Source organism: Kaistella gelatinilytica (assembly GCF_015679325.1).
Classification (GTDB): Bacteria; Bacteroidota; Bacteroidia; order Flavobacteriales; family Weeksellaceae; genus Kaistella; species Kaistella gelatinilytica.
The window spans coordinates 541,910-561,746 of record NZ_JADPVI010000002.1 but is presented as its reverse complement, the minus strand read 5'-3'; the positions used below and the strand labels follow the sequence as shown (position 1 = coordinate 561,746).

Sequence of the window (19,837 nt, the reverse complement as noted above, 5' to 3'; positions counted from 1 at the left end):
ATTGCCGCAAGAGAAAGAAGATGAAACTGAATACATTTATTATTTTTAAATCTCAGTATGAAGAGAAAAAAGTTACAGATGGTACTGTTAAATACGATGCTGCAAATTTTACAGGTAAAAGAAATGACACTCAAAAGAACGATGCTGTTTCGGAACATTTAGTTTCTACAGGTTTTCAATCAGGAACACTATTTTGGACCACTAAAAAATAATCGGTTATGAGGGCTATGTTAATTTTTCTAATTTTTTATTTTTTATTTTCCTGCACTACAAAAAGTGGAGGTGGTACAGTAAAACAAGAGACTCAAAAGCCAATATCCGATACGATATTGGCGCCATTAAATACTAAGTTATCGGACAGTTGTAAAATTATAAGTCAGAAATATTTCTACAAATACGGCTTTTATATTTCGAAATTTTACGACGTCGATCAAAATATATCTAAAGAAAATATCAGCATCTTATTATTAAAACCTTTCTATACAAAGCAGGATTATTCACATTGTTTTCCAGAAAAAGCAGATAATAATTTATTGGTTATCCGCGACCTGAACACGAAAAAAGTAGGAATATATAATAATTTATTGTTTTCAGATGTCAGAGATGTATATCAGGAAATAAAAACGACGAAAAACGGTTTTACAATTAGCGCAGAGCAGGGAAGCTCTTCAAAGTTTTATTCGGATATTTTTATTTCTAACAATAAGGTTGACAGTTTAAAAATAGAGTCATGGGGTTTTGCTCAATACAAAAAGACCTATAAATTTAAGAAGATGACTTTAAACTCTTTTAATGTTTCACTTATCGATTCCCTTCAAACCGCAAATAGCAAATAACTATCTTATTATCTCCTCACTATAAAAGATTGATGCTGATCAAAGTAATTTACTAGATCGAAACTGAAACTTTTAAAACTATTGCAAGTGAAACGAACTTTTCAACAAAACCGGAATTGATTCTTCCAATTGCGCAACTAAAACTTCGACTGCAATTTCTAATACTCTTCCAAGAGAACATTAAAAAGGCAAGGTGAAATTCGAATGGCACAAGGAAACGGTTATTGTCTCCAGCTTTCCAAATAATATTCTTCAATAAAAATCTAACTTTTTTACATGCGGACTTAACAAAACAAAAACGCTTTGAAAAATCAAAGCGTTTTATAATAATTTGTAGACCCACAGGGACTCGAACCCCGAATGTCGGTACCAAAAACCGGTGTGTTACCAATTACACCATGGGTCTATCCTTATTTTGGTGGTGCAAATCTAGAAAATTTTTTCTGAATGAACAATTATTTTTAAAGAATTTTTTTTCAAAAGTTCTATATTGATTTTTGGGTGGCTGTTTTTTAATAATTATTCCGTATTTTTGAGCAAATAAATATTTACAAATGAGCAGTATCGAAGATAAGAAAAAAGCACTGGCTTTGGTGCTTGAGAAACTAGATAAAACCTACGGTAAAGGTACCGTAATGACTTTGGGTGATGCCTCAGTTGACAACACGATCGAAGTTATTCCGTCTGGTTCTTTAGGAATTGATTTGGCTTTAGGAGTTGGCGGTTATCCAAGAGGAAGAGTTATCGAAATTTACGGGCCGGAGTCCTCTGGTAAAACGACTTTGACTTTACACGCGATCGCCGAAGCACAAAAATTGGGTGGTATCGCTGCTTTTATTGATGCTGAACATGCATTCGACCGAAGTTATGCTGCGAAACTGGGAATTAAGTTGGAAGATTTAATTATTTCTCAGCCAGATAATGGGGAGCAGGCATTAGAGATCGCTGATAATTTGATCCGTTCCGGAGCTGTGGATATCGTGGTGATTGACTCTGTTGCAGCGTTAACACCGAAAGCAGAGATCGAAGGGGAGATGGGAGATTCCAAAATGGGACTTCATGCGAGATTAATGTCTCAAGCTTTGAGAAAATTAACAGGAACAATTTCCAAAACGAAGTGTACCGTAATTTTCATCAATCAGTTGCGGGAGAAAATTGGCGTGATGTTCGGAAATCCTGAAACGACCACAGGTGGAAATGCCTTGAAATTTTACGCATCAGTAAGGATTGATATCAGAAAAGCGAGTGCGCCGATTAAAGCAGGCGATGAAGCGGTAGGGAGCCGTGTGAAAGTGAAGATCGTAAAAAATAAAGTAGCACCTCCATTTAAAATGGCTGAATTTGATATCATGTACGGTGAAGGAATTTCTAAAACCGGTGAGATCCTGGATGCTGCGGTTGATATGGGAATCGTGAAAAAAAGCGGGTCTTGGTTCAGTTATGCAGAAACCAAATTAGGACAAGGTCGCGATGCGGTTAGAGATATGTTGAAAGACAATCCGGAACTTTCTGACGAACTGGAAGGTAAGATCAGAGAAGAGATCAAAAATAAAAAAGCCTAAAATATCGATTTGATATTTGGACGACTTTAAATTTAAAGACAGCGATCGCGCTGTCTTTTTTTTAGGTTGAATAAGGAGCATTTAGATTTTCGTTTCTTACCAAACCCGTCCCGCTTTCACTACTCGCTTTTTTTGCGAACAAAAATTTCGCAAAAAGAAAAGATAGTTATTCGCAAAAAAGAGCTCAAACAAACCGTTCAATCGGGGCTAGAACATTAGGCGTTTTTTTCACCGAAGAATTAGAATATTTTCATTTATTCAAAATTTTTTAAAAACTAATTTTATCAATAGGGGCGGGCTTTAGCCCGCCTTTTCAGGTTAGTTGTAAATTGGCTTTAGCCGAAACTTATTCGCAATTTTAACCACCTCAAATTTTCTATTCTTTTTTTTAAATCCTTTCTACTTAGTTAAGTTCTGCTTTGCAATAGGTATAGAAACGGAAATCCCGGAATCTCGTCCTCAAGACGAGATGAGGAGTTGCAGTGGATAGCCCGACCTGAGCGGCGGGAAAAGCATTGGCGAGGGATTGCCCAAAAAAAATTGACAATCTGTCACTTTGAGGAGATTGGTGTTTTATTTGAGAACTCAACTGCATAATTTAAAAATCAATTAACATGACAAAAGGAAATATTAATGTATCGGTGGAAAATATTTTTCCCTTAATTAAGAAGTTTTTGTACAGCGATCACGAAATATTTTTGCGTGAACTGATTTCTAATGCGACGGATGCGACTTTGAAGTTGAAACATTTGACTAGCATTGGGGAAATTAAAACCGATTACGGACAGCCAAAAATTGAGGTTAAAATTGATAAAGACGCAAAAACCTTAACCATTATTGACCAGGGAATTGGGATGACTGGGGAAGAAGTTGAAAAATACATCAATCAGATCGCTTTCTCCGGGGCGGAAGAATTTTTAGAAAAATATAAAGATACTTCAAAAGATTCTGGAATTATTGGTCACTTTGGTCTTGGATTTTATTCGGCATTTATGGTGGCTGAAAAAGTGGAGATCGTTACCAAATCTTATAAAGATGAACCAGCGGTTCGTTGGATCTGTGATGGAAGTCCGGAATATAGTTTGGAAGAAACGACTGATAAAACTGATAGAGGAACTGAGATTATTCTTCATATTGCAGAAGATTCTACGGAGTTTTTGGAGGAATCTAAGATTCGTGAATTGTTATTGAAGTACAATAAATTCATGCCTGTTCCCATCAAATTTGGAACGAAAACTGAAACGCTTCCTTTATCAGAAGATGCTGCAGAAGATACAAAAGCGGAAGCGGTAGAAGTTGATAATATCATTAATAATCCAACTCCGGCCTGGACAAAAACTCCATCTGAACTTTCTGATGCAGATTATAAAGAATTCTATCATGAATTATATCCAATGCAGTTTGATGAGCCGTTATTTAATATTCATTTGAACGTAGATTATCCGTTTAATTTAACTGGTATTCTTTATTTCCCTAAGTTGACAAATGGTTTAAATATTGAGAAAGATAAAATTCAGTTGTACCAAAATCAGGTTTATGTAACCGATGAGGTGAAAGGAATTGTGCCAGATTTCTTAATGTTACTACGTGGTGTAATCGATTCTCCGGATATTCCGTTGAATGTTTCGCGTTCTTATTTGCAAGCTGACGGTGCGGTGAAGAAAATTTCTTCATACATCACGAAAAAAGTAGCTGATAAAATGGTTTCTCTGTTTAATGAAAACCGCGAAGATTACGAGAAAAAATGGAACGACATCAAAATCGTTATTGAATACGGAATGATTTCCGAAGATAAATTCTTTGATAAATCAGACAAGTTTGCGTTGTATCCAACAACAGATGGCAAAAATTATTTGTGGTCTGAATTGGAAGAGAAAATCAAACCGATGCAAACTGATAAAGACGGAAACTTTGTGATTTTGTACGCAACAAATGCTGATGAACAACACAGTTATATTCAGTCTGCGAAAGATAAAGGATATGAAGTTTTACTTTTGGATTCTCCGATCGTGCCGCATTTAATTCAGAAATTAGAAACTTCAAAAGAGAAAATTTCTTTCGCCAGAGTTGACGCAGATCACGTAAATAACTTGATCAAAAAAGAAGATACGGCGATTTCTAAATTGAACGAAGAAGAAAAAGAATCTTTGAAGAAAAATATCGAAGAAGCAGTAAATGATAAGAAATTCTCCGTTCAGGTTGAAGACTTAGAAAGTTCTGAAGCTCCGTTCATGATCACGCAACCGGAATTTATGCGAAGAATGAAGGACATGCAGGCAACCGGCGGCGGCGGTGGAATGTTTGGAATGAGCGGTTTCCCGGAAATGTATAATTTGGTCGTGAATTCTAACAGCGAATTGGCTGCAGAAATTCTTAAAAATGATAATGCAGAGGATAAGAATTCTAAAATTAAATACGCTTTAGATTTAGCAAAATTGTCTCAAAATTTGCTAAAAGGAAAAGACTTGACGGATTTTATTCAGAAGAGTTATTCGAATTTAAGCAAGTAATATACTTTGTCAAAGTTTAGAACTTTGACACAAGTTTTTAGAAGTTAAAATTTCGGCGGAGCAATTGTTCCGTCGATTTTTTTTTGCAGAATCAAACCGATTTCCTGTTGATGAACTTTTCACAGAAATTCTTTAAATAAAATCATATATTTGTAATTAACACCTTACAAATGTTCGAAATAACATTGCAAATGTTGCCGATCCTGATTTTGTTCAGTTTTGCAATTGCACTTTTCCACACGGTAATTATAACCGGTCTTTTCGAATTAAATCTAAAACCAACCTGGATCTTTTTTGTAATCGATCCGCTTCTCCTCATTTTGGCTTTCTTTTTATTGCCCCAGTATTCTGGAATCGTATTTATCGCACTGTTTCTTTCCGTATTTCTTTTGGGAATTATCGGGTTTGTGAAAGCCGGTTTTGAATCGGTAGTAGAAAAATTCCGGGAATCACGCGCTCAAAAAAAACCAGTCTGGAAGATTTTATTAGGCGGTTTTATGATCCTCTTTTTCTACCTCGGATTTTTTTATTTCGGAATTTATACTTTTTTTATCATTTTCTTCCTCATCATTATTAGTTCTGTTTTGCCCAGTAATAAGAACCGATATTTCTTTTACCAAAGAAATCTACCAACCTCAAAAATTAAAAGTGCAGCAGTTGGTTTAGCAGAAATCTGCGGGAAAGCAAAAGCATTGGAATATGTGATCTCTCCCGTGTCTTCTGCAAAATGTGTTGGATGTATTTATACGGTAGATGAAATCACCCATTCCAGAGATAAAGATGGAAAAACAAGTACTTCCTACAGAGAGATCTCCCGCAAAGTAGATTTTAATAAATTTTTGTTAAATGATGATTCCGGAAGCATCGAAGTCCATCCGGAAAAGCTGGAGTGGATCAACTTTCCCGCTACCACAGAAAGTGAACAAAGCAGTAGAAGATACCGCGAATTTATTTTAGACGAGAAAACGGAAGTGCTCCTGGTAGGTCAGGTTTTTTATGAAGGTGCGAAAAATATTTTTCGGTATGATGAAAACACGAAAGTTTTTGGAATGGCTTTGTTAGAAGTTGTGAATTTTGCTAACAAATGGCGCCCTTTAAAGCTGCGAGCAGTCGCAACCGTACTCTGCGTTGCGCTCTTCACCGCTTTTATTTTAATAATTCCTATGAAAGTTCAGGGAACAAAGTTGATCATCAAGTCGGTTAACTTTCAGGAACAATTTTTCAAAAATCCGTTTGATTTTTTTGACTAAGATAAATATGATTATAGCACTGCTTATTTTTGTCGTCGTCATTGTGATGGTTTTTTCCTTCGTCATCAATTCCTTTAACCAGATTGTGATCTTAAAAAATAATGTAGACAAATCATTTTCTAATATTGATGTTATTTTAAAACAGAGAAACGACGAAGTTCCAAATTTGGTAAATGTTGTAAAAGCCACGGCGTTATATGAAAACACGATTTTGAAAGACTTAACTGCTCTGCGAAGTCAATACTTGAAAGCCGGGAAAACAAACGGTAAAATTAAAATTGCAGAACAGATGAATTCTCAGCTGAAATCATTTTTTATAACTGCTGAAAATTATCCTGAACTAAAGGCAACGCAATCTTTTTTACAGCTTCAAATGCGATTAAGTGATATTGAAAATATGATCGCGGACCGACGCGAATATTTCAATGAATCTGTCAATCTTTATAACATTCGAATCGGAATTTTTCCCGATGTTATTTTCGCGAAACTGATGAATTATAAAAAGATGCAGATGCTGAATTTTTCAGATGCAGAGATCAATTATGCAGAAGTTAAAATTTAAAATAAACTGAAATGGAAATAGATTTAGGTTTGGTAGGAGAATTCGTAAACTCCAGACGTTTTTGGGGGAGTTTAGCAATAGGATTACCTGTTTCTACAATCGGGCTTTTTACTTTATACAGTGTGGTGCGCAAGATTTCTTTTCTTAAAAGTATTGTTCAATACATTATTATGACGATCGGTTTAAGCATCATTCTTTTCGCACCGGTTGTTTTTTTCTCCGCCTTTCTGCAAACCGAACAATTGAAATTAGCTTTGATTTTCATTGTTATTCTAATCTGTGTGGCAGTTTTTGTATTGTTTAATCAAAAGTCGGTTGTCCTGTTTATGAAGAATATCTCCAAAGAAAAAAGTTTTACGAAATGACGATTTTTTCCATTTTGATCTTCACGGCTGTGATCCTGTTTTTATTCCACCAAAAAAAACGACGGGAGGACGAAAATTACGCATATTCTGAAATGATGTTGCCTGCGATTGCAACTTTAGTAATTTCTGGAATATTTTTTAATTTGGCTTCGGTGGTCGGAAATTCGGCGTACTCTTATTTATTTGATAAAAAATATGATGCGACCGTTGTGGCTTATGAAGATCTTGGTGGATCCAGAATGGCAGTGGTGGAATTCAAAAATGATCAAAATGAACTTCTGCGAAAGTCAGTTGGTTACGGCTCAAGTGATCCCATCGAAATTGGGACGAAAATTAAAGTTTCTTATGAAAATGGCGACCGACACGTGAAAGTTCAAAGTTATTCTCAAAAAAAAGTAATGGTAGCATTTACGGTGTTTTTCTTTTTAGTTTTTGGTCTTGCAACATTGGGAATGGTTCTTTACGCTTTGGACAAAGACATTTCTTTTAATTTTAAGATCGGGATAGGATTTGTGATGTATCTTATATTTCCAGCAGGAATGCTCTTTTTTATTGGCGTACTTTCCTGGGTTATTTGGGAATATTTTCAGGGACGAAAAGATGATATGCCGATCTGGGCGCTTGGAATTTGCAGTTTATTTGTGACGCTTTTAATTCCGGCATTTTTTGGATATTTAAAGATGCTCTTTGACAAAGGTTCGAATTTGAATGATATGTAAAAACTCCAGCTTAGAGTTCCTGCAAAGGATTCCAAAATATCTTTTTAAAATTCTGAATTTTTCCGTCTTTTACTTCTACACCTTCTAATTTCAATTTTCCCACAAAATCTCGTTGACAACTTGCCGTAATTCTGCCAGACGAATTACAAACCCAATGCGCTGGAAAATCTTCATCATAATTTTTTAAAACATTTCCGACTTGCCGAGAGTGATTCGGAAAACCAACCGCTTTTGCAATCGCGCCATAACTCGTGACTCTTCCTTTGGGAGTCATCATTATGATTTCAAAAACCTGTTTTTCGAATAGCTCATTCATCTATTAAAGGTAAGATTTTACAGCAACATATTTGTGCAAAGTGATCTTTGTAATCCGTGAAATTCATGCAAAAATTAGCTCGTAAAAAAAAATTAAACTTCCCGCAGATTTTACTCAATTAAAAGCTTTAAAAAATCTGTGCTAATCTGTGTAATCTGTGTGCAATAATTACGCTCAATCACTGTGACAATTCCCGAAGATTTTGCAGATCAAAAACACAAAAAGAAGATCTGCTCGATCAGCGCGAGAACAATTTACCGAGACAAAAAAAAATCGCCTCAGAAATGAGGCGATTATAAATTTATTTACAAGTTGCTTCCTTAAGAATTCTCCAAGATATAAGAGAACATCAACGGTGCACAAATGGTTGCGTCACTTTCAACGATAAACTTCGGTGTAGTAATATCAAGTTTCCCCCACGTGATCTTCTCGTTCGGAACAGCTCCTGAATAAGAACCATAAGAAGTCGTAGAATCAGAGATCTGACAGAAATAAGACCAGAAAGGAATATCCGTCATTTCTAAATCCTGATACAGCATCGGAACGACACAAATTGGGAAATCTCCTGCGATTCCACCTCCAACCTGGAAGAAACCAACTCCTTTTCCACCTGAATTTTTCGGATACCAATCTGCCAAAAACATCATATATTCAATCCCGGATTTTACGGTAGACGGTTGCAGTTCACCTTTAATACAATAGCTGGAGAAAATATTTCCCATCGTAGAATCTTCCCAACCCGGAACAACGATCGGCAAGTTTTTTTCTGCTGCAGCAAGCATCCATGAATTCTCTTTCGGAATTTCATAGTATTGCTCCAAAACGCCTGATAGAAGCATTTTATACATATATTCATGCGGAAAGAATCGTTCACCTTTCGCTTCTGCATCTTTCCAGATTTCCACGATATGTTTCTGCAATCTTCGGAACGCTTCCTCTTCCGGAATACACGTATCAGTAACTCTGTTCAAACCTTTTTCCAACAAAGCCCACTCTTCTTGCGGCGTCAAATCTCTGTAATTTGGCACACGAACATAGTGTGAATGCGCTACCAAATTCATTAAATCTTCCTCCAGATTCGCACCCGTACAAGAAATAATATCCACTTTATCCTGACGGATCATTTCAGCCAAAATTTTTCCAATCTCTGCGGTAGACATTGCTCCAGCCAAAGTGATCATCATTTTTCCACCATCTTTCAAGTGTGCAACATAACCTTTTGAAGCATCAACTAAAGCTGCAGAATTAAAATGCAGGTAATATTTTTCGAGAAATTCCGTAATCGGTTTATTCATAATTTTTTGATTTGAGCAAAGGTAAGGAATTTTAAGAATTTTTTCAGGAGCAAAAATATTTGGCATTTGTTCGAAAACCCGTCCAGCTTTCCGCTATACCTGTCTGCCGACAGGCAGGTCTTTTCTCCTCGTTCCTCGTCAAAAAAGGATGCCGCTGCAAAACGAGGCACGAGTTTAGACGATTCCATTGAAAAAAATAAAAAGCAGAGAGTCAATCTGGGCTAGAATAAAAAGTATTTTTTCTTACCAGGAAAGAATGTTTTATAAACTAAAAACCGTGTCAAGGTTTTAAACCTTGACACGTTTGGCTGTATGTTCAATTAAAATGAATTTTTTAGCGAAGTGTTTTATTTTGTAAAAGAACAGATCTATCATTCCCCTCTGAACTTTCGGTTTTCTTTTTTCTGCGAAAGTTCTTTCTTAGCTTTGATCCTTTTTTCAATTTTAGATCTGGAGGGTTTTGTCGCTTTTCTTGCTTTAGGAATGAAGAGCGATTTTTCAACAATCTCTAAAATTTTATCCGTCGCAATTTTTTTGTTTTGCAACTGTGTTCGGCTTTCAGAAACGGTGAGTTGTAAAATTCCTTCGAGGTTGATGCGATTTTTCAGTTTCTCGAAAATCATCTCTTTTCCTTCGATTGAAAAACATTCACTTTCGGCAACATTCCACATCACGGTTACGGAAGTTTCCACTTTATTCACGTTTTGTCCGCCTGCGCCGCTGCTGCGGGAAGTTTTATACGTCAATTCTTTGGTGAAATCTTTCATAGAAATAGAAAGGTTAAATATAATAGGAAAATTTTCAAGCGCCAAGTAAAAAGTAAAAAGAGCCAAGTAAAAAGACCAACTTAAAAATTGATCAAAATTTGCAAAATACTTATCCCTTATCTTTTTTCACTAATTTTTCTAAAGTTTTACGATCAATCTTTCCATTGGAAATCCGTGGAAAAAGTTCGATAAAAATAATTTCTTTCGGTTGATGGTTTTTGGTAGGGTAAATGATTTTCCCCAGTTGCTTTTTGACGTTATCGCTTTTTAAACCTTCAATAACTAAGATGAGTTTTTGCCCAAGTAATTCATCTTTCACGCCTAAGAAAACAGCTTCATTACTGATTTCTTTCTTTACCAGTTTTTCTAATTCTTCGGGATAGATTTTTAAACCTGCCGAATTAATCACATTATCAATTCGACCCAAAAACTTAAAATGACGCTTGTCATCATCAGATTCTTTCACCTCGTTAATTTCAACTAAATCGTTAGTTTTAATAAGTTCGGGATTTAATTGTGGCGCGGAAATTTGTAAACAATTCCTTTCATCCAAAGAAATTTCTACACCGTTTAACGCTCTGAAATAATCTTTCGCGGAAGGATATATTTCTTTTAAGGCAATATGAGAAAGCGTTTCTGACATTCCATATGTCTCAAAAATGTGTGATTGAGTTTTTGAATTGTTGAGTTTTTGAGCGATTTTGTTCTTTAGTGATTCTGAAACTGCGGCTCCGCCAATAATTAAGTTTTTGATTAAATGAATTTTATCCAAAGAATTTTCTACCTGAAGCGGCGACATTGCGCAGAAATCTATACTTTCAATTAAATCAGTTATTGGTTTTGATGAAGGTGTTTTTACTACTAATTTTAATTTTCTTTCGATTGCTCGAACAACCATCATTTTTCCGGAAATATATTCTACAGGAAGACAAAGCAGGGCAGAATCTCCTTCTTTGAGTCCCAGAATATCACAAGTCATATTTGCAGAATGGCGCATTCTTTCTTTTTCGACTTCGAAAATCTTGGGTGTCCCCGTGGAACCTGAAGTTTGAACTTTTACTGTTTTGGAATCGCTGAGCCATTCTTCCAGAAAAGCCAGTACTTTAATTTCGAAGTCGGTTTCAGGAGAAATATCGGTTATGGAAAAGTTAGAAAAATCAATTGTCATTTTTGTTAAACTAGTTTTGAATGACGCAAATCCCTGCGTGAGGTTGTAGGCGGAACTCCTTTTTTGTAGAGGCGGCGATTTATCGCGCCTCTACAAAAAAGAGTGGGAGCCGAAGACCGACCCGAAGTTGTAGGGGAAAGCTTTGGCTACGTAGGGTCACGCCCAAATATTACATCCGGTTAACGGTGCCAATTCCCAACAGATTTAAACCTTTTTTGATTGTTTTACCCGTCAGTTCAGACAATGCTAAACGGAAATTTTTCGCATTTGCATCTTCCTGATTGAGAATAGGATTATTCTGATAAAAGGAGTTGTATGATTTAACGACTTCGTAAATATAATTTGCCACCAAAGCCGGCGAAAGTGTTTCTGCAGCACGTGAAATCACTGCTTTGAAATTGGAAAGGTTCATTACCAATTCCTTCTCAAAACCGTTCATTTCGTAATCTGAGACTTTTTCAGCGGTGTTTCCTGCCTTGCTTAAAAGGGATTGAATTCTGGCATAAGTATATTGAATAAATGGTCCTGTATTCCCCGAAAAATCGATACTTTCTGCGGGATTAAAAAGCATTTTTTTCCGCGGATCTACTTTGAGCATAAAATATTTCAGAGCACCGATACCGACGGTTTCGTAAGATTTTTCTTTGTCTTCTTCGGACAGCGTTTCCAGTTTACCAAGTTCCTGAGCTTTGTCTTTAGCCGTTTCGAACATTTCCTGCATCAGATCATCTGCATCGACTACGGTTCCTTCGCGGGATTTCATTTTTCCTTCAGGAAGTTCAACCATTCCGTAAGAGAGATGGTAGAGATTGGCCGCCCAGGAATAGCCCAGTTTTTTAAGGATCTTGATCAGGACATCGAAATGATAATCCTGTTCGTTCCCAACGGTGTAAATTAATTTCTGAATATTGTTTTCCTGAAATCTTTGTACAGCTGTTCCGAGATCCTGCGTTATATAAACCGCAGTTCCGTCGCCACGTAAGAGTAATTTTTGGTCTAATCCTTCGTCAGTTAAATCGCACCAAACTGAACCGTCTTCTTTTCTGTAAAGAATACCATTGATCAAACCCTGCTGAATGAGATCCTTACCTAAAAGATAAGTGTCACTTTCGTACTGAACCTGATCGAAATCTACGCCTAATCTTTTGTAAGTTTCGGCAAATCCCGCGTAAACCCAGGAGTTCATTTCGGTCCAGAGATTTCTTACGGTCTCATCGCCTTTCTCCCAGTTAAGCAGCATTTCCTGCGCTTCTAAAATGATCGGGGCCTGTTTTTTAGCGACGTCTTCTTCATATCCTTTTTCGACAAGGTCTGCGATTTCCTTTTTATATTCTTTGTCGAAGGCGACGTAGTAATTTCCTACGAGTTTATCCCCTTTTAAATGGGTGGATTCCGGAGTTTCATTTTTGCCGGATTTTTGCCAGGCTAACATTGATTTGCAGATATGAATTCCACGGTCGTTGATGATCTGGGTTTTGATGACGTTGTAACCATCTTCTTTTAAAATTTGTGCTACAGAATATCCCAATAAATTATTTCTGATATGTCCTAAATGAAGGGGTTTATTGGTATTTGGGGAGGAATATTCCACCATGACCGTTTCATTTTTAGGTTCTGTTTTTTCAAGATTTTCCTGTACGGAATAAAAATTTTCGAGGAAGAAATTATTTTTAATGGTTAGATTTAAAAATCCTTTGACCACTTTATAACTTTCTACAAAATCTGACTGAGTCGAAAGTGCATCACCCAATTCAACAGCAATTAAATCTGGATTTTTTTTTAGAATTTTAACCAAAGGAAAAGTCACGATGGTGAAATCACCTTCGAAACCAGTTTTGTTTTGCTGAACCTCCAAACGTACGTTGTTGGTTTGATTAACGTCATTAATCTGATAAATCGACTGTATAATTTCCGAAATTTTACTTTCGATGATATCCTTAATATTCATTGTATAGTTTTGAATTACAAATATACGGAAATAAAAAAACCACTCCGGAAAGTGGTTTATAGAAAATTGTTAAAATTAAAGTTTAGTTATCCCACCAAACCGGTTTGTTGATGTCACCAATAACAGTTGCGCTGGCGTTTAGTGTTCTCTCTGATTTTGGAGTAATCAATCTCAAAGGTATTTTTTTACTCTGGCTGTTTTGATTCGGAGTAAGTGTTGGGAAACCTGTTCTTCTCCAATCATTATAAGGTTCCATGGTTGAAAATAGACCAATGTATTTTTGGTTGATAATATTCTCCAAAGTTACTGTTGCAGAAGCTGCGGCTGCAAATGTAGCATCATCTGCACCCGTAATATCAACTAAAGATGCACTGATTGCAGCTTGCAAAGCACTTTGAGCTGGACCTGTATTTCCTAATCTGAATTGCGCTTCAGCTTCGATGTATTTAATTTCGCTATAGCTGAAAATGATCAGTGGAGTGGAAGGTGTTCCGGCAAAATAATCTCCAAAAACGGAAGCATCTGCATTAGCTTCTTCCGGTGAAGAGCCGGTGTAACCTCCCGCAGAATCAAATCCAACTAAAAATGGAAGTCGTGGATCCTCATTATTTTGCAGCAGATCTACCAGATTTTTTCCCATTGTCATATATCCCGCGCGCTGATTATTAAATGCGAACCAGGAATTTTGATTATTTCCGCCATCAAATGTTGCGATAAGATTATCACTTTTTGAGGTAAATGAGTTTTGTAAATAGGTCAGCGCTTTCTGTGCTGCGGCTGCACTCCCATCTCTGCCGGTTAATCGCATAGCGTATCTGGCTTTGATACCATATGCTAATTTCGTCCATTTTGTTACGTCTCCTCCATAAAAAATGTCTTCCGCTCCAGGCAATGATTTGTTGGCTGAAACTGGTTTAGCAAAATCAGCAATAGCGATGTCCAGATAAGATTGAATTCGGGCAATTACCTGCTCCTGAGCATCGTATTTCGGATTAAGATTAGCATCTCCCTTAAAAGCTTCTGTGAAAGGTACGTCTCCCCATGCGTCTGTTGCATATCCAATATTTAATGCGACTATAATTCTGGCGATCCCATCATAGTAAGGATTTGCAGTTCCAAATTGTGTGATGATCTGATTTGCATTAATGCCAGCTTGATAAATATTTCCCCAATCACCTTCATTATCGGTTTCACTTAAGAAATAATTCGTGTAATCTAAGGATTGGTTAGAAACTCCATCTGTTTGTTGCATCAATGATGAAAAGACCCGCGTGAGATTTCCTGTCGAATTGTTAATCGTCCCAATTTCAGCACCAGTTAATAATGTTCGTGGTGAAGTAAGCTCGGTTGGATTATTAGGATTATCATTAAAAGTTTCTATCTCGTGTTGACATGAGTTTATACTTAAAACACTTGCCAGTACTATTGTTGTATATATTAATTTTTTCATTTTAAAATCCGAATTTAAATGTTAAAAAATAGCTTCTGGTATTTGGGGAATTAAAGTAGTCGAACCCATTTGTATTTGATCCTGAACCTGCCAAAGAATTTTCTGGATCGATGCCTTTGTAATTGGTAATGATAAATAAGTTACGGGCGCTTAGACTTAACTCTGCATTTTTAACAAAAGATAAGCTTGGACTGTTGGTCAATATTTTTGTGAAATTATATCCTAAACTTACATCTCTTAGTCGAATCCAGTTGATATCTTTTTCAATAGCTGTTTCATTTGCACTTCCGGAACCATCACCAAGATAATTGGAATAGTAAACTTTGTTGCTAAGAGCAATATTATTAGGACTGCCATTTTCTAAAACACCCGGAATAATATAAGTTCCACCTCTATTATCTGCAGATGCCTGAGTCCGTCCTAATCTGTTTAATCTTGCCAAAGTACCGTCCCAAATGTCGCCACCTTTTCGAACATCAAATAAGAAACTTAACGAAACATTTTTAAATGTAATATTGTTTCTAAAGCCACCTGTCCAGTCTGGATTCGGATTACCAATAATTTGAGATTCTGCTGATAAGATCGGAATACCATCCGTTCCAATAATCAAATTTCCGGAAGCATCTCTGTTATATGCGGATCCATAAAAAACTCCCAGTGGTTGGCCTAAAGTAATACTTGGCGCAAGATTTCCGCTAAAGAAATCTGATCCTTCACCGCTGTTATTTGGTGTACCATTCAAGTCGGTTACTTTGTTTCTGTTCAAAGCCCAGTTAAAATTAACATTCCAGGTTAAATTTTCCTTTTTAATGATGTCATATCCCAATTCAACTTCTAAACCTTTGTTTTCTACAGTCGGACCATTCGTGAATTTTAAGCCATACCCTGAAGATGGAGCTACAGGAAGTGCAATTAAAAGATCATAATTGGTAGATTGATATGCACTTACATTTAAGTGTAATCTTTTGAATAGATCTAATTCTAATCCAACTTCATATTCTTTATTATGTTCTGGCTTAAGGTTAGGATCTTTTAAAGTTGTATTGAATCCATAAGCACCTACACCACCGTAAGGAGAGTAGAGTTGCGGACCAAAAGTATCAAAATAATAAGGGGTTGTATAAGTGGTGAGCGTATTATATGGTCCCGGTGAAGCAAAAGTACTTGCATAAGAAGCGCGCACCTTACCTAAGTTAACCCAACTTGGCAGATCAAGTGTTTTGTTGAAAAGCCAGGATGCAGATATAGACGGATAAAAATAAGATCTGTTGGCTGCAGGCAAAGTAGAATTCCAGTCATTTCTACCTGTTGCCGTTAAATAAAACTGATCATAGAAATCAAATTCTAAGGATGCATAAACGCCTCTTTTTAATTGTTTTGAATCAAAATTTTGTGGGGTGAACGTTGTGAAATTAGATAAATTGAATTGATTGATCTCAAGCATCGTAGATCCAACGGTATACTGATCATTTGCAAAAGCAGAATTAACTGAAGCTCCTACGTTATAATTTAAATTAATTCGATCGGTCAAATTAACGATTCCATTAAAGATTAAATCGATATTATATAAACTTTTCACATATGAATCTATAATTACTTGTCCGGTTCCGTCTCCTGTTGAATTCCCGTTACTTGTATAAGAATAATTTTGCTGAGCGTGGGTAGAATAAGTATCTACACCTGCTCGCAAGGTTGCATTCAACCATCTGCTGTAATTGTAAACAACATGTCCGCTTAAAATTATACGGTTAGTTTCATCCGTATAAGGGTTTTTGTAGACGGTATACAATGGATTATCGTAAAAAGCATAGTAATTTTTATTGAATCCCTGCGCTGTTTGATAATCTCTAACGTCATAGCTTGAGGGCATTCTTAATAACGAAAGCATTATACCTGCAGTATTACTTCCTTTTTGTGCTCTCAGACCAGTCGTATTCGTATACAATGCATCTGCACCTATTTTTAATTTATCTGATAAGTTATATTCTGAATTTACGCTAAATGATGTTTTCTTTAACGAGGTGTTTGGTACGATCCCAGTTTGATCAGTGTGGCCAAATGATGCTCTGAAATTTCCATTGTCATTTCCACCAGATAAAGCAAGATTGTAAGTATTTGTTACGCCTGTTTTAAAGAAATTTTTTACATTATCATTAGATTGAAGTCCCGGAACACTTGAAATGAGCGGTCCCCAACTTGAGGTAGTTCCATTTGTAGTGGCAAAGCCATCTTCTCCATATTGCGCCGGAAGAATATATGCTGTTCCGTTAGTACCTGCAGCATAAGTTCTTTGTAGATCGATCATGTTACTTAACCGGTCAAAACCAATAGATGTCGAAAAATCTATGCCGATACCTTTTGTTTTCCTACCTTTTTTGCTAATGTAAATGATGACTCCATTTCTTGCATTTTCTCCATACAGTGCTGCAGCAGCTGCTCCTTTCAATACTGATACGCTTTCAATATCTTCTGGATTAATGTCTACAGCTCTGTTAGAATCATCGACACCGCCAATATTGGTACCTGATCCGGCATTGTTATTTATGGAGTTATCAATGATCATCCCATCTAAAACGATTAGAGGCTGACTCGAAAGATTAATAGATTTTTGTCCCCTTATTAGAATTTTACTCGAAGCACCCGGTGTACCGGATGACCCCGTAACTTGTACGCCTGCAACTTTTCCTGCAAGACCTTGAATAACATTGGATTCGTTAGATTTCTGTAAATCTCCGCCATCCACTTTGGATACTGAATATCCAATTGCTTTTTTTTCTCTTTTAATACCCAAAGCAGTCACAACAACACCTTCGATATTTTCGGTTCGCACGGTGTCTTTTTTCTGTGCATTCACCATGGCGAACGACGAAGTCAAAACTACTGCTAAAACGCTGGTTGTTAATTTCTTCATGTCAAATTGAATTTTTTCTCTAACAAAATTGCAAAAGATAATTAATATGACCAAGATATTTATTAATAAATTCATAACAAATTTACAAAGTTGTTATGATACTGTTAATATTACACTGTAGTACGTAGTGAAAAATAATGTAATGCATTGAAAAAGAAGTGTTTGAAAGAATAATATGAACAAGAGTTAAGCGGTTTCCTGTACAATTGCGACACATTTCGATGCAGATCACGACTTCATAATATTTTTAACAGATTAAAAGTTTATATTTAAAATATATAAAATACTGAAATTGAATATTTTAGTGATAATTTCTATACAATCGGCTACCCTTTTAAGTAGACTTCACATTCTTAAATATATTGACCTCATTACGAGAAATTCAATGGTATTGCTGAAACTTTCTGATTTATGTTTATAAAGTGTCTGATAGTCTTAATTTTGAATTTTTGAAAATAAAAAACCACTCCGAGGAGTGGTTTTTATGATTATCTGTACAAATATTAGAATTTGTCCCAGAATATTTTAGTATAAAGGAAGTTTCCTCCGATTGCTGTACCAGCTGCCTGATAATTGGTAGGATTAGTAGATTGTTCCGTTACAGGATACAATAAACGAACCGGTACTTTATTATTAGCTTCAGAAACAGCACCAACTGCTGGTAATAAAACTGGATAGTCTAATCTTCTGTAGAAGTTCCAACTAGTTAATGGTTGATTATACATGGCAACCCAAGCTTCAGTACCAATAGATTTTTTCCAGTTGGCAGCATCATAAGGATTTGCGGTAATATATGCAGTCGCAGCTGCAGTAGTTTTACCCCACTGTACAAAAGATGCAGTTATTGCTTTTGCGTACAGATTTGCAGCAGTGTCACCACCAATATTCCATCTTGCTTGAGCTTCAGCTAAGTAGAAAGCAACTTCAGTATAGTTTAGCAAAATACCAGGAGTTGTTGCGACGTAAGCAAAATTTCCAGGATTTGAATATCCTGTGAAAGATGATTTTTCACCAATTATACCTCCATCATAATAGAAACTAAATCCTAGAAGATCACCAACCTTAGCTGTGTCAACTGCATAACCACTCAAAGTAACTGTTGTAGCAGTAAATGATGTGATTGTACCAACTTTTAAAGTCGTTCTGTTATTGAAGACATCATCTCCAACTTTAAATGTGACAGCAGGGAGTACAGCAGGTAAAGTGAATGTAATTGTAGAACCCGCTACTGCAGTTGTTTTACCCAGATCATAATGTAGGTTTTGTCTGAAGTATTCTGATCTTCTTGGATCACTTTTCGAATTCATATAATCGACGATTGTTTTCCCAGCCACAAAATCGTTTCTATTACTAGCTACAAGATTTGCGTAGATTTGACTGTAGTTAGGCGAAGCCGCTAAGTAAGCTAGGGTACAGTCGTCAACTCCGGAAGTAAAAACCCCTCCAGTGATTGCAGTTTGCACAGTAGCTTTAGCTAAGCCATCATCTGAATCAGCGATTGCAATTCCTAATTTTAACAAAAGAGAGTTTCCGAATTTTTTCCATTTCGTAACATCTCCATTGTAGTACTTTTCGCCACTTGCGAAACTTGATCCCGTTGTGTCAAGATTAGTAATATCAGCTTGTAATCTAGTGATTAGTGAACCGTAAATTGCTTTACCATCATCATAGGCAGGAAGTGGAAATGCTACATCATCTAATGATTGAGAGTAAGGAACGTTTCCGAAAGTATCAACAGAAAGCTGATAAGTATAAACTTGTAACATATCAACTATTGCTAACTGATTTTTCATAGTTACCGGCCAAGTACCCTGCTCTGCAGGAGTTGGTTGATAAACCATAATCAGTTTTCTAGCCTGATCAAGATTTTTTAAAGTTCTAACATACAAATTTAAGAAAACCTGATCAGAAACATTTCTTGTTGTGAAATTATACTGACTCTCATCAGAATAAGTGGTTTCCTGCCAATACTGCATTGTTAACCTGAAGTTATTTATGTTAACACTTGGTGTATTTACGTAATCTGACAGTTGTTTCTCCGCGTAAGTTATTAAAGATGAAGGCACCGTTGTATAGTAACTGTTGGGATCTGTATTTAATGCGGTTAAAGTATCGCGTTCGCAAGATTGCAATACGGTAACCATCGCTATGAAAGCTATTATTATTTTTTTCATGATA

The 19,837-nt window shown here is 36.2% G+C and carries 16 protein-coding genes and 1 tRNA gene; 8 read left to right on the top strand and 9 right to left on the bottom strand.

Translation table 11 applies throughout. The annotated features are described in order from the left end of the window. The first annotated feature begins 20 nt into the window (after positions 1-20). Together IV494_RS09670 and IV494_RS09665 are read left to right on the top strand one after the other, a co-directional pair. A complete protein-coding gene (locus IV494_RS09670; protein ID WP_196079937.1) occupies positions 21-212 on the top strand; it encodes a hypothetical protein in 192 nt (63 codons plus the stop codon). A gap of 6 nt (positions 213-218) precedes the next feature. Further along, a complete protein-coding gene (locus IV494_RS09665; protein ID WP_196079936.1) occupies positions 219-836 on the top strand; it encodes a hypothetical protein in 618 nt (205 codons plus the stop codon). A gap of 334 nt (positions 837-1,170) precedes the next feature. Here the strand turns inward: IV494_RS09665 and IV494_RS09660 are convergent. After that, positions 1,171-1,242: transfer RNA gene (locus IV494_RS09660), tRNA-Gln, on the bottom strand. Positions 1,243-1,390: 148 nt separating this feature from the next. Here IV494_RS09660 and recA point away from each other — a divergent pair. The 6 genes from recA (at position 1,391) to IV494_RS09630 (ending at position 7,804) form a co-directional block, all read left to right on the top strand. Next, positions 1,391-2,398 carry a recombinase RecA gene (gene recA, locus IV494_RS09655; RefSeq protein WP_039354947.1) on the top strand — a complete coding sequence of 336 codons (1,008 nt, stop codon included), beginning with the start codon at positions 1,391-1,393 and terminating at the stop codon, positions 2,396-2,398. A gap of 614 nt (positions 2,399-3,012) precedes the next feature. After that, positions 3,013-4,908 (top strand): molecular chaperone HtpG, encoded by a 1,896-nt coding sequence (gene htpG, locus IV494_RS09650; protein WP_196079935.1) that lies wholly within the window; start codon positions 3,013-3,015, stop codon positions 4,906-4,908. 170 nt (positions 4,909-5,078) lie between these two features. Then, a complete protein-coding gene (locus IV494_RS09645; protein ID WP_196079934.1) occupies positions 5,079-6,158 on the top strand; it encodes a hypothetical protein in 1,080 nt (359 codons plus the stop codon). A gap of 7 nt (positions 6,159-6,165) precedes the next feature. Continuing rightward, positions 6,166-6,720: a LemA family protein gene (locus IV494_RS09640; RefSeq protein ID WP_230380055.1), complete on the top strand. Its 555-nt coding sequence runs from the start codon at positions 6,166-6,168 to the stop codon at positions 6,718-6,720. An 11-nt stretch (positions 6,721-6,731) separates the two neighbouring features. Then, positions 6,732-7,085 carry a hypothetical protein gene (locus IV494_RS09635; RefSeq protein ID WP_196079933.1) on the top strand — a complete coding sequence of 118 codons (354 nt, stop codon included), beginning with the start codon at positions 6,732-6,734 and terminating at the stop codon, positions 7,083-7,085. Beyond that, a complete protein-coding gene (locus IV494_RS09630; RefSeq protein WP_196079932.1) occupies positions 7,082-7,804 on the top strand; it encodes a hypothetical protein in 723 nt (240 codons plus the stop codon). Before IV494_RS09635 ends, IV494_RS09630 begins: the two co-directional genes overlap by 4 nt. 10 nt (positions 7,805-7,814) lie before the next feature. On the opposite strand, the gene IV494_RS09625 is transcribed toward IV494_RS09630, so the two are convergent. From IV494_RS09625 to IV494_RS14740, 8 genes are all read right to left on the bottom strand, one after another. Then, positions 7,815-8,120, bottom strand: a complete 306-nt coding sequence (locus tag IV494_RS09625) for an MGMT family protein (RefSeq protein WP_196079931.1) — start codon at positions 8,118-8,120, stop codon at positions 7,815-7,817. 320 nt (positions 8,121-8,440) lie between these two features. After that, entirely contained in the window at positions 8,441-9,415 is a 975-nt protein-coding gene (locus tag IV494_RS09620) for a deoxyhypusine synthase family protein (protein ID WP_039354929.1), read from the bottom strand. 371 nt (positions 9,416-9,786) lie between these two features. Continuing rightward, positions 9,787-10,182, bottom strand: coding sequence for an alternative ribosome rescue aminoacyl-tRNA hydrolase ArfB (gene arfB, locus IV494_RS09615; RefSeq protein ID WP_196079930.1), 396 nt, complete (start codon positions 10,180-10,182; stop codon positions 9,787-9,789). A gap of 109 nt (positions 10,183-10,291) precedes the next feature. Continuing rightward, positions 10,292-11,350, bottom strand: a complete 1,059-nt coding sequence (locus tag IV494_RS09610) for an AMP-binding protein (RefSeq protein WP_196079929.1) — start codon at positions 11,348-11,350, stop codon at positions 10,292-10,294. A gap of 169 nt (positions 11,351-11,519) precedes the next feature. Continuing rightward, a complete protein-coding gene (gene argS / locus IV494_RS09605; protein WP_196079928.1) occupies positions 11,520-13,298 on the bottom strand; it encodes an arginine--tRNA ligase in 1,779 nt (592 codons plus the stop codon). A gap of 82 nt (positions 13,299-13,380) precedes the next feature. Next, positions 13,381-14,748, bottom strand: a complete 1,368-nt coding sequence (locus IV494_RS09600) for a SusD/RagB family nutrient-binding outer membrane lipoprotein (protein ID WP_196079927.1) — start codon at positions 14,746-14,748, stop codon at positions 13,381-13,383. A gap of 1 nt (position 14,749) precedes the next feature. Then, positions 14,750-17,659 (bottom strand): SusC/RagA family TonB-linked outer membrane protein, encoded by a 2,910-nt coding sequence (locus IV494_RS09595; RefSeq protein ID WP_196079926.1) that lies wholly within the window; start codon positions 17,657-17,659, stop codon positions 14,750-14,752. 503 nt (positions 17,660-18,162) lie between these two features. Then, complete coding sequence (locus IV494_RS14740; RefSeq protein ID WP_230380054.1) at positions 18,163-19,803, bottom strand: SusD/RagB family nutrient-binding outer membrane lipoprotein; 1,641 nt, start codon at positions 19,801-19,803, stop codon at positions 18,163-18,165. Positions 19,804-19,837: the final 34 nt, after the last annotated feature.

Bases quoted from the DNA above. Each gene is read 5' to 3' on its own strand.
- IV494_RS09595 (WP_196079926.1), bottom strand. From the start codon at position 17,659: ATGAAGAAATTAACAACCAGCGTTTTAGCAGTAGTTTTGACTTCGTCG.
- IV494_RS09625 (WP_196079931.1), bottom strand. From the start codon at position 8,120: ATGAATGAGCTATTCGAAAAACAGGTTTTTGAAATCATAATGATGACT.
- arfB (WP_196079930.1), bottom strand. From the start codon at position 10,182: ATGAAAGATTTCACCAAAGAATTGACGTATAAAACTTCCCGCAGCAGC.
- IV494_RS14740 (WP_230380054.1), bottom strand. From the start codon at position 19,803: ATGGTTACCGTATTGCAATCTTGCGAACGCGATACTTTAACCGCATTA.
- IV494_RS09630 (WP_196079932.1), top strand. From the start codon at position 7,082: ATGACGATTTTTTCCATTTTGATCTTCACGGCTGTGATCCTGTTTTTA.
- IV494_RS09600 (WP_196079927.1), bottom strand. From the start codon at position 14,748: ATGAAAAAATTAATATATACAACAATAGTACTGGCAAGTGTTTTAAGT.
- IV494_RS09640 (WP_230380055.1), top strand. From the start codon at position 6,166: ATGATTATAGCACTGCTTATTTTTGTCGTCGTCATTGTGATGGTTTTT.
- argS (WP_196079928.1), bottom strand. From the start codon at position 13,298: ATGAATATTAAGGATATCATCGAAAGTAAAATTTCGGAAATTATACAG.
- IV494_RS09670 (WP_196079937.1), top strand. From the start codon at position 21: ATGAAACTGAATACATTTATTATTTTTAAATCTCAGTATGAAGAGAAA.
- IV494_RS09635 (WP_196079933.1), top strand. From the start codon at position 6,732: ATGGAAATAGATTTAGGTTTGGTAGGAGAATTCGTAAACTCCAGACGT.
- IV494_RS09620 (WP_039354929.1), bottom strand. From the start codon at position 9,415: ATGAATAAACCGATTACGGAATTTCTCGAAAAATATTACCTGCATTTT.
- IV494_RS09645 (WP_196079934.1), top strand. From the start codon at position 5,079: ATGTTCGAAATAACATTGCAAATGTTGCCGATCCTGATTTTGTTCAGT.
- IV494_RS09610 (WP_196079929.1), bottom strand. From the start codon at position 11,350: ATGACAATTGATTTTTCTAACTTTTCCATAACCGATATTTCTCCTGAA.
- htpG (WP_196079935.1), top strand. From the start codon at position 3,013: ATGACAAAAGGAAATATTAATGTATCGGTGGAAAATATTTTTCCCTTA.
- IV494_RS09665 (WP_196079936.1), top strand. From the start codon at position 219: ATGAGGGCTATGTTAATTTTTCTAATTTTTTATTTTTTATTTTCCTGC.
- recA (WP_039354947.1), top strand. From the start codon at position 1,391: ATGAGCAGTATCGAAGATAAGAAAAAAGCACTGGCTTTGGTGCTTGAG.